Genomic DNA, 16,862 nt, shown 5'->3' with positions numbered 1-16,862 from the left:
CCATGGTCATTGCATGGCTGTTGCTCGGTGCAGCGCTTGCGGCACCTACCGCGCAAGGCGCGCCGATCGACTGGTCGGATACGCTGTTGAAGGATCTGGACGCTGCCGACGCCGCCATGCGCGGCAGCCATCCGGGCGCCGTGGACCTGCGCAATCCTGGTTTCGGCGCACAGCTGGACGATGCCCTGGCACTTGCACGCTCGCGCGCGGAACGGGTCGCCAGCTACCCGGGCTACTGGTGGGCGATGAAGGGCTATGCGGCGACGTTCAATGATGGCCATGTCAGCCTCAATGCACTTGCCGGGGCGCCCGAGCTGCCGACGCGGTGGCCCGGCTTCCTGACCGGCTTCGACGGCGACGCGCAGGTGGTCATGACTGCGGACGATGGCCCGGGGCATCCGCCGCTGGGGGCGCGATTGCTGTCGTGTGATGGCAGTGATGCGCAGACGCTGGCTGCACGCCGGGTGGGTGACTTCAACGGGCGCTGGAACCTGCAGGCCAGCCGCATCCAGGGTGGCGGTGAAGTGCTGCTCGAACAGGGCAATCCTTACGTGCCTGCATTGCGTACCTGCGTTTTCCAGGTGGGCGGACGCGAGACATCCTATGCACTGCGGTGGCAGCCGCTGCAGGCAGCACAGCGCAAGGAGCGCTTGGCTGATACCCGGCGCAGCTTCCGTCCCCCCAACGGCTGGCACGCGATGCCCGATGGCAGTTACTGGATCACCACCAGCAGCTTCAATGCCGACCCTGCGGAGCAGAACTTCAAGGAACTGACCGCGCTGCTTGAGCAGCTTGCACCGCAAGCCGAAGGGTTGCAGCAGGCACCGACGGTGGTGCTGGACGTGCGTGGCAACACTGGCGGTGCTTCGCAATGGAGCATCGAACTGGCGCGATTGATCTGGGGCCGGGCCGCTGTCGACGCGCTGCCCGACCGCAGCTGGGTAGAGTGGCGGACCTCGGAAGGCAACATCGCCCAGCTTCGCGGCTTCCTGCAGAAGCTGGAACAGGCGCCCGACGCGTCGCCTGAGCTGCGTCGCATGCTGGAATCGGTGAGGGCAGGCATGGCGCAGGCTCGCGGCCGGGGGGAGGCTTTGTGGCGCGAGCCATCCGAGGCCAGCGCAGATCCAGCATCCGCCGCAAGCCAGGCCGGACCTGTGCGCAAGGGCAGGGTCCTGGTTGTGGCCGATGCTGCCTGTGGCTCGGCCTGCCTGGATGCATTGGACCTCTGGAAGCGGCTGGGCGCGGTGCAGGTAGGCGTCGAGACCTCGGCCGACAGTCTGTACATGGACGTGCGGCCGGAGCGGTTGCCCAGCGGGCTGGCCAGGATCTCGGTGCCGATGAAGGTGTTCCGTGGGCGGGTACGTGGTTCGAATGAACCGCACGTGCCCGATCATCGCTATATGGGCGACATGCGCGACACCCGGTCGCTGGAAGCGTGGCTGTTGACGCTGTAAGTGCGCGCAGGGCCTCGTGCAGGGCTGCTGATCCTGTTGCTAGCCGCAGTTGCCAGCGCGGTCAGTTTCTTCGCGGGTTTTGATTCGCCATGGTTCGACCCTTCACTGGCGTCGAGCGTTGGGCGCTGAGTACAGTGAACTACAGCGAGATCAGCGCCGGACGTCGAACTGGTCACTCTCCAGCAGCGCCCAGACATCGGCCTCGCGCACGGGACTGAAGTCTCCGGGAATGGAGTGCTTCAGCGCACCTGCCGCCAGACCGAAGCGCACGGTGCTCTCTGCATCGAACCCGGACGCCAGCCCGTGCAGGATGCCTGCCGCGAATGCATCGCCGCCGCCGATGCGATCAACGATACCGGGCAATGGCCGCGAGGGAGCCTGCGCACGGGTACCGTCGCGTCCCAACAGCAGCGCGCCCAGGATGTGATGGTCTGCACTCACCACGTCGCGCTGGGTGCAGGCCAGCCACTGCAGGTGCGGGAGCGCCGCGAACGCTGCCGCTGCAGCCGCGTCGGTCCGCGCGATGGGGCTGTCCTCGGCGAAGCGCAGTCCCAGCACCAGTTCGATATCGCGATGGTCGGCAAAGACGATATCCGCCTCTGCGAACAGCTCCCGCAGGATGGCGGCGGCGTTGCCGCCCCAACGCTGCCAGAGCGAAGGTCGGTAGTTGCCGTCGAAGGACACTCGCACGCCTGACCTGCGTGCGGCCCGTGCAGCGCTCAAGACGGATTCGGCCACATTGGCACCCAGTGCCGGACTGACGCCGGAGAGGTGCAGCCACTGCGCATCACGCAACAGCGTTGGCCAATCATGGTCGGCAAGGGCAGTGTTGGCGAATGCCGAACCCGCCCTGTCATACACCACTTCACTGGCGCGCTGCAGCGCGCCGGTGGCCAGGAAATACAGGCCCATGCGGTCAGCCTCCACTTCACGCACACCTGCCACGCCCACACCATGCCGCCGCAGCTCGGCCACGGCATGCCGGCCCAGCGCGTTGCCGGGTACCGTACTGACCATTTGTACATCGTGGCCGAGACAGGCCATTGAGACCGCCACATTGGCCTCGGCGCCCCCTACGTGGACCTGCAGCTGCGGCGTCTGCAGCAGCAGTTCACGACCGGGTGCGCCCAGGCGCAGCAGCAATTCACCGAAACAAACGACGCGGCTCATCGGTTCTCTCTTACTCGGTGGGGGTGCAGCCCAGCATGCGCAGATCGATGGCATCGGCCATGCGCCGGTAGCCTTCGTCATTGGGGTGCAGGTGGTCGCGGGTGATGTCGTTGGGCAACGATTCCACGGCCTTCGGGTCACGCAGCGCGGCATCGAAATCGATGATGCCATCGAACCCGGTCTTCCCACCGCGTGCCCACTGGTTGATCGAGGTGCGGGTCGCTGCGGACACGGGCTCGTAGCGCTCGGAACCGCCGAATGGGGTCAACGTACCCAGCCAGGCGCGGATGCCGTGCGCATGCAGTCGCGCTGCAACCTGCTGATAGCCCAGCAGCATGTCCGCCGCACTGCGTCCAGGCAGCGGCTGCGTGCCACCACCGTGGCGGATGTCATTGATGCCCTCGAACAGGATGACCTGATCGGCATCGGCCACCGCGATCACATCGCGATCCAATCGTGACAGGGCGCTGTGGCTGCGGCCATGGTCAAGCAGCTTGTTGCCGCTGATGCCCTGATTGAGTACCACGAATCGGTTCGGGCAGGCTTGCTGCAGGCGCTGCGCCAATCGCTCCGGCCACTGGTTGAAGGTTCCGCGATGGGCGGTGGCACCTTCCGTGATGGAATCGCCGAGTGCCACGATCACCTGGGGACGATCAGCGCGCTGCACCATCACTGCCGAGAACACGTTCTGCTGGTAGCTCAGCCGCACGCTGTCGGCAACCGATGTCTGCCTGCCGTCCGCTACCCGCACTTCGGTGCGGCGCACCGCCGGGCGGGTCGGCTGCGGAAAGTAGGCCGTTACGCTGATCTCCTGCAGCGCTGCCACCGGCATCGGTACCGGGTCGCTCAGCAGCGCGGCACCCACCGGCACCTCGATGACCGCGCGGCCATCCACCGTTACCGGCAGAGGGGCGGACGTGCCGTTTTTCACTCCTGCGCGCAGGTCCTCGACCCGTAACGGCGCCGTGCCGAGTTCGTTGCTGATGCGCAGCCGCAACGCGTCGCCACGGCTGCCGATGCGCATGTCCTGGCGCACGGTCTGCGCGGCGAACTGTACGGGGGCCTCGGCGATGCCATCCTTGCGGTCCGGTGCCGGCGAGGCGGTCCACGCGGTGACCCAGACCGGTGCGGCCAACGCGCCAGGCGCGGCCGCGGCGGAACAGATCGTCAATGAAAGCAGGAGCGTCCAGCGCTGCATGGTCAGGATTCCAGTCAGGAGAAGTAGGTGCCGCCGTTGACGTCCAGATTCGCACCGGTGATGAACGCCGCCGCATCCGAGGCCAGGAATACCGCAGCGTCGGCAGCTTCGTCCGGTGCCCCTTGGCGGCGCAGCGGGGTAGCGCCGGCAACCGCCGTGCGCACTTCCGGCTTGGTGAACTCGTCATGGAAACGGGTGGCGATCATGCCGCAGCACAGTGCATTCACGCGGATGCCCTTCGGCCCCAGCTCCTTGGCCATGGCACGGGTGAAGGTCATTACTGCCGCCTTGGCGGTGGCGTAGATCGATGCCCCCGGGCCGCCGCCATCACGACCTGCCTGCGAGGCGAAGTTGACGATGGCCGCGCCGTCACGCATGTGCGGCACCACCGCGTGCGTGGTCAGGTAGGTCGAGGTCAGATTCAGGTCCATCACGGCGTGGAAGAACGCCGGGTCGATGTCGGCCAGCGGCCGACGCTGCACCATGCCACCGGCCACGTTCACCAGCAGGTCGATACGCTCGCCGAACGCGGCCTGTACCGCAGCGACCAGGCCGGCCACGGCGGCGGCATCGGTGACGTCGGCGCGATGCACGATGGCCTGGCCACCGGCCGCCTGGATCTGTGCCAGCGTTTCCTGGGCACTGGCTTCATCATGGGCGTAGTTGATGCAGACGCGTGCACCGGCGGCAGCCAGTTTGATCGAAACCGCGCGGCCGATATCGCGGCCACCACCGGTGACAATGGCCACCTTGTCCTGGAACGACATGCGGAAAACTCCTTGGTTTACGGGGGAATGGATGTACTTGGAAAAGAAGGAGACCCAGGCTCAGCCGCCGCGACGGTCGAGCTTGTGGATAGGTCCGGTCCACCACCACAGCGCAGCCAGCGACAGCGGCACCAGCGCGGCAACGAGGATGAAGATCGGGGCGTAGGAGTGGCGGGTCAGCACCGGCACCAGCCAGGTGGTGATCAAGGTGCCGGCGACCGCCGCCAGGCCACCCAGGCCTGCCAGCGTGCCCACCGAACGGCCGTCGAACAGGTCGCCGGGCAGGGTCTGGATGTTGCCGATGGCTACCTGGAAGCCGAACAGCACCGCAGCGATTGCCAGCACTGCCAGCAGCGGCTGGTTGGCCAGCACAGCACCCAGCAGGGCAGGCGCCATGATCACGCACCCCAGGGTGATGGCCAGCTTGCGGGCGCGGTCCACGCTGTGTCCGGCGCGGATCATGCGACCCGAGAGCCAGCCGCCACTGAGGCTGCCCAGCATCGCGCCGACGAAGGGTACCCAGGCGAACAGGCCGATCTGCTTGATGTCGAAGCCGAAGGTTTCAGCGAGATAGATCGGCAGCCAGGATACGAACAGCCACCAGATAGGATCCAGCAGGAAGCGACAGGCGAGCATGCCCCAGCTCTGGCGATGGGCCAGCAGCTCGCGCACGCTGGCTTTGGGCGCCGCCTCTGTCTGCTGCCGGGCCTGGTCTTGCTGGATCAGCCGGCGCTCGGCATCGCTCACCCACGGATGCTTGTCCGGCCCGGCGCGGTAGACAAACAGCCACGGCAGCAGCCACAGGAAGCCGATCGCACCGACCAGCACGAAGGTGCCGCGCCAGCCCAGCCACAGATAGAGGCCGGCGATGGCGGGTGCGGAGACGATCGCGCCGATCGACGCACCCGCGTTGAACACGCCCTGCGCCAACGCGCGTTCGCGCGCAGGGAACCACTCGGCATTGGCCTTGACCGCGCCGGGCCACGCACCCGCTTCGCTGATGCCGAGCATCGCCCTTACCAGGCTGAAGGAAAGCATCGAATGGGTGATCGAGTGCAGCGCGATCGAGATCGACCACACGCTGATCGACAGGGCGAAGCCCAGGCGCGTGCCGATCATGTCGAACAGGCGACCGAACAGGAACTGGCCGGCGGCGTAGAACAGCATGAACACCGTTACCAGCAGGGCATAGTCGTCCTTGGTCGCGCCTACTTCCCTGGCGATTTCCGGCCACATCACCGCCAGTGCATTGCGGTCGATGTAGTTGATGACCGTAGCGACGGCGATCAGGCCCACGATCAACCAGCGCACTGCTGAACGCACCGGCACCTTGCGCAGGTTGGCCACCACGGCAGGGCCGTTCATTTTCCGTCACCCTTGCTGCGGTCCATGCGTGCATGGCTGCCGCTCCAGCGGTAGGCATGGCCGTCCACGGTCACGCTGTGCTCGCCCTTGGCGCTGCTGTCGTCGGCCACGCCGAGGGCGATGCGTGCACCGCTGGCCAGGCGCAGTTCGATCACCTCTGCATCGCTGCCCCGGCTGCGCACGATGTCCTTGATGCGGCTGTCCGCGCCGTGCACGTACTCGGCGGTGCCGTTGTACTCGCCATGCGGCTCCAGCACACTGAAGAAGGTCACGTCCTTCTGGCCTTCCACGCGCTGCAGCAGGGCCGGTTCACGGCGCAGGTTGAACTCGGGATCGTTGGCACCACTTTCCACCAGCAGCGCCTGTGCCGGCGCACTGCTGCCGAAGCGGTAGGTGTAGAAGCGCCCATCCAGCAGCCACGCCAGCGAACGCGGTTCGCTGCCGGGCGTGCTGCGTGCATCCAGCCACAGGTGCTGGTAGCCGTTGTCCTTGCCCAGCACCGGGCGCTGGGTGGGGAAGTGTTCTGCCTCGAAGCCGGTGGTGACGATGTGGCCCTTGAAGTGCAGCGGCAGGTCGTAGCGCGCGGCCTTGTCGCCGTGCACCTGCAGTAGGTCCAGCACCACCGGCAGGCCCAGGTCGGGATGGCGCAGCAGCGCCTGGGTGCGGGTGAACACCACGCCGGGGTAGGCATCGCGCATGGTCGCCGAGGCAACCTGGGTATCGGCATCGGCCTGGAAGAAGCGCACCTGCGGGGCATGCTCCTCGCCGCGCTTCCAGTCGCCCTTGAAGTGGCTCTGTTCGTCCACCACCAGGGTGTTGTGGGCCACGGTCTGTTTGGCCCAGCTGCGGTTCTCGGCCAGGTAGATGCCCCCCCGCTTGGCTTCCACGTTGAGGAAGCGGGCAGCGCCGTAGTCAGTCACCACCGGATTGCCGTTGTCGTAGAACAGCCAGTTGAGTTTGTCGAAGTGGCCATGGCCCATGCCCTGCATCGTGTCCTTCTGCACCAGCGCCTGGCCGCGTTCGCCGTTCATGCGCAGGATCGCCAGGCCACCGCGGTCGCCGTCCGGGCCATCGCGCAGCAGCATCGGACGGTAATCGAAGGGCTTGGCCTTGTTGGCGGCCAGGGCTTGCGCCACCTGTAGTCCCTCGGGGGACAACAGCAGGCGTTTCTGCTGCTGGGCCACCGACAACAGGCGGTCGTCAGCGGTGCGCGCATAGGCAATGCCGATACCGGCCACCAGTTCCTCGGTATCGATGCCCTTGTCCAGGATGGCATCGTTGATCGGGAAGAACAGGCCGTCATAGCTGGACTGCACCAGCACATCCACGGCCTTCAGCAGCACGCCGTCGCGGCGCGCGAAGATCCTGCGCTGCGGTTCGTTGCGTTCGATGGCGTTGGCGAACAGCAGGAACGGTGCCAGTGCGTAGCGCTGGTAGTACGGGCCTTCCTCGTAATAGCCATCGGGCGAGAACAGCAGGTCGATCTGGCGAAGGAAGCCGAACTGATCGTTCTTCTGGCTGCCGCGCAACGATTTCTCCACCAGCTCAGGGTCGCGCAGCACGTAGCCGGTCATGCCAGTGGCGGCCACCGCCCAGGTGGCGTGGTTGTGGATCTGGTCGTAGTTCTTCGGCTCGCTGACGAGGAACTCGGCCATCGGCCGGAACACCTTCGATTCGATGGTGTCGCGGTCCTCGGCGGACAGCGCGTCGCGGATCGCGTCGTAGCCCTGGATGGCATTGACCAGCCACACCGAATCGTTGAGCACCTGCCAGAACACGCGGCCTGGAATCTGTCCGCGGCCTTCGGGGTGCGGGCCCAGGGTGGGGTAGAGCGTGGCGTACTGCAGCAGCATGTCGCGCGCGTAGTCGACATAGACCTTGTCGCCGGTCAGCCGGTACAGGGTGCCGGCCGCCATCAGGGCCTGGTAGTTGCGCTTGTGCTGTTCATGGGTGCGGCCGCCGCCCTTGTCCTTCGGTACCGGCACGTCGATGCCGGCCTTCATCATCTTCTTCAGCGATTTTTCCGTGCGCGCCTGTTCCTTGGCGAACCACGGGTAGCGGCCGCCTTCGCTGGCCATCCGCTGCCACTGCGCTGCGGTCACCAGCACCGGCGCGGTGTCGGCCTGCCTCGCTGCGGCAGCGGGGGCTGCGAACAGCGGCGCGGCCGGCAGCAGGGCAAAGGGGGTGGCCAGGGCCAGGGAGACGAACAGCGGCTGCAACCTCATCGATCAACTCCATTGCGGGTGCGTGACAGGGCAACTTCGCCCACCTTGGGATACCAGTCGACGCCGGCCGCCTCGCGCGCGGTCATCGCCAGGGCAGGATCGGCGCCCACGGCGGGCAGGCCGGGCGCGGCCACCCACAATCCGCTGGCAGCCTGCTGCAGGCTGACGCCACGCCCCTCTACGCCGCCCGGGAATACGGTGCTGGCTGCCGGTGACTGCACGTTGCCACTGAAGTCGATGCCGGCCAGCGAACTGGCGGCATTCGGCGGGTTCCTGCTGGTGCGGTTGACGATCAGGTTGGCGCTGAAGCGGCTGTTGCTGGCGGCGACCACGATGCCCTTGGCCTCATCATGGCCGACGCCGAAACTGATCTTCGCCACGTCCACGAAGGTATTGCGGCTGATCGTGGCATTCACCACCGGCGCATAGCCGGACAGCGGCGGATCGGCCTGCGCGTCCATCACCGCCAGCGCGGAACGGTTGCTGGAGCCGGCCAGTCGTTCGAAGTAATTGTTGCTGACGGTCTGGTCGGCATTGATGATGCGCACGCCGCCGGTGCCGGTCTTGTCGTCGCCCAGGAACACGTTGTCGATCACCCGGTTGCCGTTGCCATGGCGTAGCGTGAGCGCGCCGGCCGAACGGTAGAACACGTTGCCGCGGTAGGTATTGCCGCCGGACTTGTTGCTGATGATCTCGGTCTCGCCGTCGCAGCCTTCGAACCAGTTGTTCTCCACCGTACTGTTGGAATCGCTCAACGAAGTGTCGCTGGTGCCGACGCGGAGGGTTTCGCCGCCGTTGACGCCCAGCGCCGGGCGCGGTCCGAACCAGTTGTGGTCGATGCGGTGCTGGTTGTCCAGGCCCTGGGTGGCATCGCGCACCACCACTACCGTGGGCCCGGCGTTGGTCTTGCCGCGCAGCAGGCTGTGATCCAACCGGTTGTTGCTGCCATACAGCGATACCCAGTAGTCCTGGTCGCTGGCATCGGGGTTGGTGTAGTCATCGATCACCAGGCCGGTCACCCGGCTGTGGCGGGCCACCGCCTTGCTGGATTCGCGGAACGCCACCACCGCATCACCCGGCGTATAGCCGTTGCGGAACACCAGGTTGGACACCTGCAGGTAGCTACCCGCCAGGCGCAGGTCCGAACGTCCGCTGAGGACGACCTTGCCGGCGGTCTGCGCGCGCAACACGATCGGCGCGGCTGCCGTGCCCTGGCCTTTCAGCAGCAACCGCGCGTCGGTCCAGGTGCCGTCAGCCAACACGATCTCATCGCCGGGCTGCAGCGCCGAGGCGGCGGTAGTGAACTCAGCGACATCGTGGACGAGCCAGCTGGCTGCACTTGCCGCTGAAGTGGTCAGGCACATGGCTAGACCAGTGGTCAGGCAAAACAGTGATGGATAGTTGAGCGGATGTCGAGCAAGCGGACGAATGCGCATGAAATCCTTCCAGAGACGGCCGGGCCGTCGTTTCAGGGTGGGTCTGCATACCACTTCCGGGTCCGTTGTAAGCCAGCTTTCGCGCAAAGTCATGCTGCATGAGCACATTAAATTGCATTCAAATGGTATGGATGAAAGGCATTTGAACATTCGCATACCAATTGGTTGACATTTTCATGTCGCCGTGCCGAAGCTGCGTCCCACGCCTGGCATGCAGGCGATCCTTTGGGAGGAGGAAACCATGCGGCGACCCGCCGGAGCAGTGCACAGCATCTCGTTGTCCCCCACACCCCTGATCGTGGCGCTGCTTGCTGTGCTGGCGGGCATGCCCGCGGCCCAGGCGCAGTCCAGCAAGGACGCGTCAGGGCAGGATCCCACCACGCTGGACCAGGTGCAGGTCACCGGCATCCGCGAATCAATGCAGAGTTCGATCAACAAGAAGCGCGACGACACGGTCATCGCCGACGTGCTCTCGGCCGATGACATCGGCGACCTGCCGGCACCGTCGCTGGCCGATGCGATCGAGACCTTGACCGGCGCCGCCTCGACCCGCGACAAGACCGGCGCCTCGGAGATCTCCATCCGGGGCCTGGGCGCCTTCCTCAGCAGCACCAACTTCAATGGCCGCGAGATCACCAACGGCAGCGGCGACCGCTCGGTGAACTTCAACATGTTCCCGGCCGAGCTGATCAACACGGTGGCCATCTACAAGACCCAGCGCGCCGACATCATCGAAGGCGGCGTGGCCGGCACCATCGGCCTGGAAACAGTGCGCCCACTGGAGTACGGCAAGCGTGCAGCGCAGCTGGACCTGCGCGGCAGCTGGGCGGAGTACGACAGCAAGTACCGTGACAAGGACGGCATCGGCTATCGCGGCACCGCCAGCTACATCGATCAGTTCGAGTTCGGCAACGGGCAGAAGCTGGGCATTTCGCTGGGCTTCCAGCGCCTGGACGGCACCGATCCGGAAGAGAGCATTACCAGCGGTTCCACCTGGTATGCCTGCGATGGCACGCAGAACGTGGGCAATGCCAACTGCAACGAAGTGTCCGCGCAGGCCATCGCCAACGGCGCGCCGTACTACCTGGTGCCGAGCAGCCGCATCTACCGGCTCAAGCAGGAGCGCAACGACCGGCAGAGCGAGTTCGCCGCGCTGCAGTGGCGGCCCAATGACGTGGTCGAGCTGAATGTCGACTTCGAGCACACCGAGCGCAACTGGTATGAGAACCGCAGCGATCTGAGCCTGTCCAACGCACGACGCGGCATCACCCAGCGCGAGGTTGACGAAGACGGTATCGTGCGCCACCTGCAAGGCAGCACCTCGATTGATTCCACCTCCAACCGCTACTGGCGTGGCGAGGAATACACCGGGGGTGGCCTGAACCTGATCCTGCGCCCGACCCCGGCCTGGGAGCTGTCTACCGATCTTTCCTACTCGCACACCAATCGCCTCGACAGCGAGCGCATGACGCGCCTGCGCGCCAACCAGCGCGACGTCAACAATGCCGTCGTGCCCGGTATCAGCAGTGGTGCCACCGGCTACGTGGACTATGACTGGGACTGGCACGGCGAAGTGCCCAGTGTTGCCCTGGCGCCGAACTTCGACCCCAACAACTGGGACGCCTATACGGGGGCGGCGCGGGTGACCTCCAGCGCCACCGAGAATGACCACAGGATCAAGGCCGGCCGCTTCGATGCCAGCTTCATGCCGGAGTCCGGTTTCTTCACCCGCATCAAGGGCGGCGTGCGCGCCAGCCAGGCCGACTACCGCCTGCGCGACAACACCCTGGTAACCGACTACGACCAGCGCGTGGCGGCCGACAAAGCGAAGATCATCGCCGCCAACCAGGCCTGCCGTTCACCCTTCCCGCAGGATGACTTCATGGATGCCGCCAGCGGCAACACGATCTCCTCGTGGGCGTACTTCGATCCGAACTGCCTGTACCAGTCGTTCCGCGGCAGCCTCGACAGCGGGCTGGATCCGGGTTTCCAGGATCCGAACAATGTCGACATCACCGAGAAGACACGCGCGCTCTATCTGATGGGTGAGTTCAGCAGCACCCTGTTCGGCTTGCCGGTGACCGGCAACCTCGGCCTGCGCTGGGTCAAGACCGATGTTCGTTCTGAAGGCGTGCGTACCGGGCTGCGCATCGAGGACAACGGTGACGGGACGATCCGCCTGCAACCCACCGGCGAGTACAGCACGCAGGTGTTCAAGGCGGGCAACGACAAGCTGCTGCCCAGCCTCAACGCGGCCTTCGAGCTGCGCCCGGACGTGTTGCTGCGGGTCGGTGCATATCGCGCGATGTCACGGCCGGACATTGCCGCGCTGGGTGCCGGGCGCACCATCAACGTGAGCAGTGATGCCACCTACGGCAACCTGGCCGACGCGCTGGATGACATCAGCGCCAGCGGCAACCCCGCCGCTCAGCCGCTGATGTCCTGGAACGGCGACCTTTCCCTGGAGTGGTACCCGAACCCGGACACGATGCTGGCCGGCGCTGTGTACTGGAAGCAGTTCAACGGCGGCACCGCCACCGCACTGGTGCCGGAGACCTACACCATCGATGGCCAGAGCGTGACCGTGCCAGTGCGCCAGCAGGTGACCACCAACGAGGACAGTACGCTGACCGGTTTCGAGCTGACCGCCACCCATCGGCTGTCGTACCTGCCCAAGCCGTTCGACGGGCTGGGCTTCAAGGTCAGCTACAACTACGCCGATGCCGACTATCAGACCCAGGACTCGCGACTGGGCGAGCAGCTGGCCAGCGATGGCACGATCATTCCGGCCATCGTGCCACCGGCTGGCCTGAGTGGTTTCTCGCGGCACGTGCTGTCCGGCTCAATCTACTGGGACGTCGGGCGCTTCAACATCCAGGCCATCGGCAAGTTCCGCTCGCACTACTACCAGGACTTCACCGGCAACACCGCGCAGCAGAACCGCTACTACGATGACAACACCAGCGTGGACCTGCGCCTGCGCTACCGGGTGAACAAGCAGTTGTCGCTGTCGCTGGAGCTGATGAACCTGACCAACGAGCCGCGCGTGGCCTACCAGCCGCTTTATGGGAACTTCCGCGAAGTGGTGACCTACGGGCGGCGTGCGTATTTCGGTGTACGATACAAGTTCTGAACAGGGCGGCGCGGCCAGTGGTCGCGCCGTCGCTCCAACCGGACCCTTGCCGGCCGCGGTGGCAGGGCAGGGACCCGGAAGGAATCGCCAAGGGTCAGCCGCATGTCCGCCAACCGCCTTTACCAGACCATCGCTGCCAAGCTCCGCAAGCTGATCGAGGACGGCGAATTTCCGCCGGGCTCGCGGCTGCCGGGCGAGCGTGAGCTGGCCGAACGGTTCGGTGTCAGCCGGGTCACCATCCGCGAAGCCGAGATCGCACTGGAAGCGCAGGGCTGGATCGCCATCCGCATCGGCTCGGGCGTGCATGTGAAACCGCGCCCGACGCAGGCGTCCGGCGGGCTGCCGGATGTCAGCGCCTTCGACCTCACCGCCGCCCGCGCGGTATTCGAGGCCGAGGCCGCCGCTCTGGCTGCCAGCAATCTGGATGATGCCGGCATTGCCGAGCTGCAGGCGTTGGCCGAAGCGCTGTGCCGTCGCGACCTGAGTGACGCGGAAGCCGGCGAGTACGACCGCCGCTTCCACCTGGCCATCGCACGGCTTTCCGGCAACCCGGTGGTGGAATTCTTCGTGCAGCAGATCTGGCGCATGCGCAGCGAACTGCCGCGGGTGACCGAGGTCTATGCCCGGGTCTGCCATGATGATGGCGCCAGCCGTGCGGACGAGCACATGGCGATCTTCGAAGCCCTGCGCGCGCGTGATCCGGTGGCCGCGCGCAATGCGATGCGCCATCACTTCCAGCGCCTGTTCGAAGCCATGCTGCAGGCGACCGAAAGCCAGGCGCTGGAGGAGATCCGCCGCCGCACGCAGCAGGACCGCGAACGGTTCATGGCAACGACGCGGATCTGAGCGCCGCGTTCAACACAATCGGCGCTGCGACCTTCAGCAGGGCAGCTCGCGCTCGAAGCCTGATGGATATGAGAAATGGGCATGACTGCGCCGATGCCCAGCCTGTCCGCAATGCCTACACTGCCCGCGGGTCATAGACGGCCCGTTGAGAAAGCTGCATACGCACAAGGAGCAGGGTATGAAGTTCTCGCTGTTGGGCGCGGCGCTGCCATTGGTGCTGGCACTGAGTGGAGTCCCCGGTGGAAGCGTCAATGCAGGACCGATCGCGGGTACCACGACCGCCACTGTAGTTGCGAAGGCCACGTACGCGTCGGATTCGCTGGAAGCCGGCTACATCGTCGATTGGATCAAACGGAATTCGCCCGCCTACGCGCCGGCGTTGCAGACGGGCGAACTGGCCATCTCGCACAGCTATCAGTCTGCTGGCAGCCTGAAGCCGGCCGGTGCGGCGGGCCCGCCTGTTCCATTGCCTGCACGCGGTGTGGAGGGCGAGGTCATCTCGATCTCCAATACCTTGCCGAGCGGTGCTTCCGAGTCGTGGACATACCGATGGTCGAGTGGGGCGTGGAAGCTGATCAAGTACAGCTTTGATGCATGCCAGGGCCCGGCCGGCATCGGTGCGAAGGTGTCCGGCACGGAGACCGCTGCGAAGGGACCCTGCATCGACTGAGGGTGACCGGTCCTGGCAGAACTGAACCAGGTCTGCTGCAGAGCAGTGGTGCCCCGGGAGATCATCGTCCCGGGGCGCCGCTTCATACCTTGGCGTGCCCTGCATCGTGTCCTTCGAGCATAGACCTCGGCAATCGGGCGGAGATCACCCACGGCCCGAGCCAGTCGCTGGGTCATGCAACCCACGCAGCTTCTTCTTGTTGATCTTGCCCACGCTGGTCCGCTCGATCGATTCCACGAAACTGACCCGTTCCGGAATCGCATACCGTGAGATGTCCCCCGAGCGGCTTCGCGCAGCGACCAGTTCGATGATCTCCGCTTCGGTCACCTCACTGCCAGGCTGCCTGACCACCAGCGGCAACGGCCGCTCGCCCCATTTCGTGTCGGCGATGCCGATCACCGCGACTTCGCTGACCGCCGGATGCAGGGCGATGATGTCCTCCAGGGTGAGCGAGGAGATCCACTCACCGCCGGTCTTGATCACATCCTTGATCCGGTCGGTCACCCTCAGGTAGCCGCTTTCATCGATGTTGCCGATGTCCCCGGTATGCAGATAACCTCCCGCCCACAGTGCTGCAGATGCATCCGGGTTGTGCAGGTAGCCTTGGGTGAGCCAGGGTGCGCGCACCACGACCTCTCCGGTGGCGATGCCATCGTGGGCGACATCCTTCATGTCCGGATCGACGATGCGCAGGTCCACCAGCGGTACCGGTATGCCGGCCTTGGTGCGCAGCGACTGCACCTCATCGGCATCGGTCACGCTGTCCACGTCGATCTGGGCGATGGTGAGCAGAGGGCAGGTCTCGGACATGCCATAGCCGCCGAAGATGTCGATGCCCCGCGCCAGCGCACGCTGCGCCAGCGCACGCGGCAGGGCCGCACCGCCGATGATCACCTTCCAGCCTTCCAGGTCGGTCCGCGCCGCGTCCGCATGCTCCAGCAGCATGTGCAGGATGGTTGGCACGCAGTGCGAGAAGGTCACCTTCTCACGCGCGATCAAAGCCAGCAGTTTCGCAGGCAGGTAGCGCCCCGGATAGACCTGCCTGATGCCCATCGCCGTTGCCACGTAGGGCAGGCCCCACGCGTGCACATGGAACATCGGGGTCATGGGCATGTAGACATCGTCACGATGCAGGCGGCCTTGACGGGGTGCACCGCCAAGCGCGGCCATCGCCGCCAGCGAATGCAACACCAGCTGCCGGTGGCTGAAATACACGCCCTTGGGCAACCCGGTGGTTCCGGTGGTGTAGAACACCGTGGCACGGGCGTTCTCGTCGAAGTCCGGGAAGCGGACGATCGGCGTGGCATCGCGCAACCCCGCTTCGTACTCGGTGGCGAAGCCTGGCGGCAGCGGACCGCCTGCATCGTCCAGCAGGATGCGCGTGCGCAGGTCCGGCAGCTGCTCGTCGATGGCGTCCAGCAGCGGCAGGAACTCGCGGTTGGCCAGGATCACCCGCGCCCCGCTGTGGTTCAGCGTGTAGGCGATCTGCTCTGGGGCCAGGCGCACGTTCACCATCATCAGCACCGCACCGATCATCGGCACGGCGAAGTAGGCCTCCAGGTAGCGGTTGCTGTCCCAGTCCATCACCGCCACCGTGTCGCCGTGGCCGACTCCCAGCGAGGTCAACAGGCCGGCCAGCTGGCCGATGCGCGCCTGCAGGGTGCGGTAGTCGAATCGGACCTGGTCGCCGTAGACGATTTCCTGTTCAGGGCTCACCGCCAGCGGCATCAGCAGCAGCTGCTTGATCAGCAGTGGATAGGCATGGGCATCGGGAGTGGGAGCGGATGACATGGCATTTCCTCGTGGGCGGCGTTGCGGTCGCCGGCCTTCTCCGCACCACACTAGCAAGCCCTTCCTGCTGCACCAGCGTACCTAGGTACCTGTTCCCGCGCGCACCCGATTTGATAATCTCGCCAGGACATGCCCACCCTGCTCATCGCCGACGATCACCCCTTGTTCCGCGCGGCACTGCATCGCGCGGCGGAAGAGGCGGTCGCCGATCTGCAGATCAGCGAAGCTGATTCGCTGGACAGCGTGCTGGAGGTGATCGAGAACCAGTCGATCGATCTGATGCTGCTGGACCTGCACATGCCGGGCAACCACGGACTTGCCGGGCTGGCCACGATCCGTGCGTTGCAGCCGGGCCTGGCGATCATCATCGTCTCCGCCAACGAGGAGCCGCAGGTCATCCGGCGTGCCATCGACCTTGGCGCCGCGGGCTATCTGCCCAAGAGCTCGGGTTTGAACGAGCTGCAGTCCGCGCTGCAGTCCGTGCTGGAGGGCGAGCGCTGGATCCCGGCGCTGCTGCGCGAACCGGTGGCACGGGTGGCGACGTTCAGCAGGGATGCCGACCTGGCCGCACGCCTGGCCAGCCTGTCGGCACATCAGTACAAGGTGCTGGGCCTGGTGGCCGAGGGCCTGCTCAACAAGCAGATTGCCGACCGGCTGGGCGTACAGCTGCGCACGGTCAAGGCGCACATGACACGCATCATGGAGCGGCTGGGCGTGCGCAACCGCGCGCAGGCCATCCGCGTGCTGCACGAAATGGGATTGGCCGATCCGTCCCGGCAGATCGAAGAACTGCCTGAGCCCTGACCG

The 16,862-nt window shown here is 65.8% G+C and carries 12 protein-coding genes; 5 read left to right on the top strand and 7 right to left on the bottom strand.

Going from position 1 to position 16,862, the window contains the following annotated elements; translation table 11 throughout:
* Positions 1 to 2: 2 nt before the first annotated feature.
* Positions 3 to 1,454: a S41 family peptidase gene (locus ACSYS9_RS12885; RefSeq protein ID WP_071228307.1), complete on the top strand. Its 1,452-nt coding sequence runs from the start codon at positions 3 to 5 to the stop codon at positions 1,452 to 1,454.
* Between the two features lie 150 nt (positions 1,455 to 1,604).
* On the opposite strand, the gene ACSYS9_RS12880 is transcribed toward ACSYS9_RS12885, so the two are convergent.
* The 6 genes from ACSYS9_RS12880 to ACSYS9_RS12855 are packed head-to-tail and all read right to left on the bottom strand — an operon-like array spanning position 1,605 to position 9,615.
* The gene (locus tag ACSYS9_RS12880; protein WP_071228306.1) at positions 1,605 to 2,624 is read right to left on the bottom strand and encodes a sugar kinase; all 1,020 of its coding nucleotides are present in this window, start codon (positions 2,622 to 2,624) and stop codon (positions 1,605 to 1,607) included.
* A 10-nt stretch (positions 2,625 to 2,634) separates the two neighbouring features.
* On the bottom strand, positions 2,635 to 3,822 hold the full coding sequence (locus tag ACSYS9_RS12875; RefSeq protein WP_071228305.1) for a GDSL-type esterase/lipase family protein: 1,188 nt from the start codon (positions 3,820 to 3,822) through the stop codon (positions 2,635 to 2,637).
* A 14-nt stretch (positions 3,823 to 3,836) separates the two neighbouring features.
* Entirely contained in the window at positions 3,837 to 4,589 is a 753-nt protein-coding gene (locus ACSYS9_RS12870; protein WP_049461094.1) for an SDR family NAD(P)-dependent oxidoreductase, read from the bottom strand.
* 60 nt (positions 4,590 to 4,649) lie between these two features.
* On the bottom strand, positions 4,650 to 5,954 hold the full coding sequence (locus ACSYS9_RS12865; RefSeq protein ID WP_071228304.1) for an MFS transporter: 1,305 nt from the start codon (positions 5,952 to 5,954) through the stop codon (positions 4,650 to 4,652).
* Entirely contained in the window at positions 5,951 to 8,179 is a 2,229-nt protein-coding gene (locus tag ACSYS9_RS12860; protein WP_071228303.1) for an oligoalginate lyase, read from the bottom strand. The genes ACSYS9_RS12865 and ACSYS9_RS12860 overlap by 4 nt, the downstream gene beginning before the upstream one ends.
* Entirely contained in the window at positions 8,176 to 9,615 is a 1,440-nt protein-coding gene (locus ACSYS9_RS12855) for a polysaccharide lyase 6 family protein (RefSeq protein WP_071228302.1), read from the bottom strand. The genes ACSYS9_RS12860 and ACSYS9_RS12855 overlap by 4 nt, the downstream gene beginning before the upstream one ends.
* 241 nt (positions 9,616 to 9,856) lie before the next feature.
* On the opposite strand from ACSYS9_RS12855, the gene ACSYS9_RS12850 reads away from it, so the two are divergent.
* From ACSYS9_RS12850 to ACSYS9_RS12840, 3 genes are all read left to right on the top strand, one after another.
* Positions 9,857 to 12,748 (top strand): TonB-dependent receptor, encoded by a 2,892-nt coding sequence (locus ACSYS9_RS12850; RefSeq protein ID WP_071228301.1) that lies wholly within the window; start codon positions 9,857 to 9,859, stop codon positions 12,746 to 12,748.
* Between the two features lie 102 nt (positions 12,749 to 12,850).
* Positions 12,851 to 13,594 carry a FadR/GntR family transcriptional regulator gene (locus ACSYS9_RS12845; RefSeq protein WP_032127248.1) on the top strand — a complete coding sequence of 248 codons (744 nt, stop codon included), beginning with the start codon at positions 12,851 to 12,853 and terminating at the stop codon, positions 13,592 to 13,594.
* Between the two features lie 178 nt (positions 13,595 to 13,772).
* Positions 13,773 to 14,264, top strand: a complete 492-nt coding sequence (locus ACSYS9_RS12840; protein ID WP_071228300.1) for a hypothetical protein — start codon at positions 13,773 to 13,775, stop codon at positions 14,262 to 14,264.
* 144 nt (positions 14,265 to 14,408) lie between these two features.
* On the opposite strand, the gene ACSYS9_RS12835 is transcribed toward ACSYS9_RS12840, so the two are convergent.
* The gene (locus tag ACSYS9_RS12835; protein WP_071228299.1) at positions 14,409 to 16,055 is read right to left on the bottom strand and encodes a fatty acid--CoA ligase; all 1,647 of its coding nucleotides are present in this window, start codon (positions 16,053 to 16,055) and stop codon (positions 14,409 to 14,411) included.
* 129 nt (positions 16,056 to 16,184) lie between these two features.
* On the opposite strand from ACSYS9_RS12835, the gene ACSYS9_RS12830 reads away from it, so the two are divergent.
* Positions 16,185 to 16,859 (top strand): response regulator transcription factor, encoded by a 675-nt coding sequence (locus ACSYS9_RS12830; RefSeq protein WP_032127250.1) that lies wholly within the window; start codon positions 16,185 to 16,187, stop codon positions 16,857 to 16,859.
* Positions 16,860 to 16,862: the final 3 nt, after the last annotated feature.

Source organism: Stenotrophomonas sp. STK17_22 (assembly GCF_051983905.1).
In the GTDB taxonomy this organism is placed as follows: Bacteria; Pseudomonadota; Gammaproteobacteria; order Xanthomonadales; family Xanthomonadaceae; genus Stenotrophomonas; species Stenotrophomonas maltophilia_A.
Note: the sequence above shows the minus strand (reverse complement) of the source record. Positions and strands in the feature narration are given on the sequence as shown.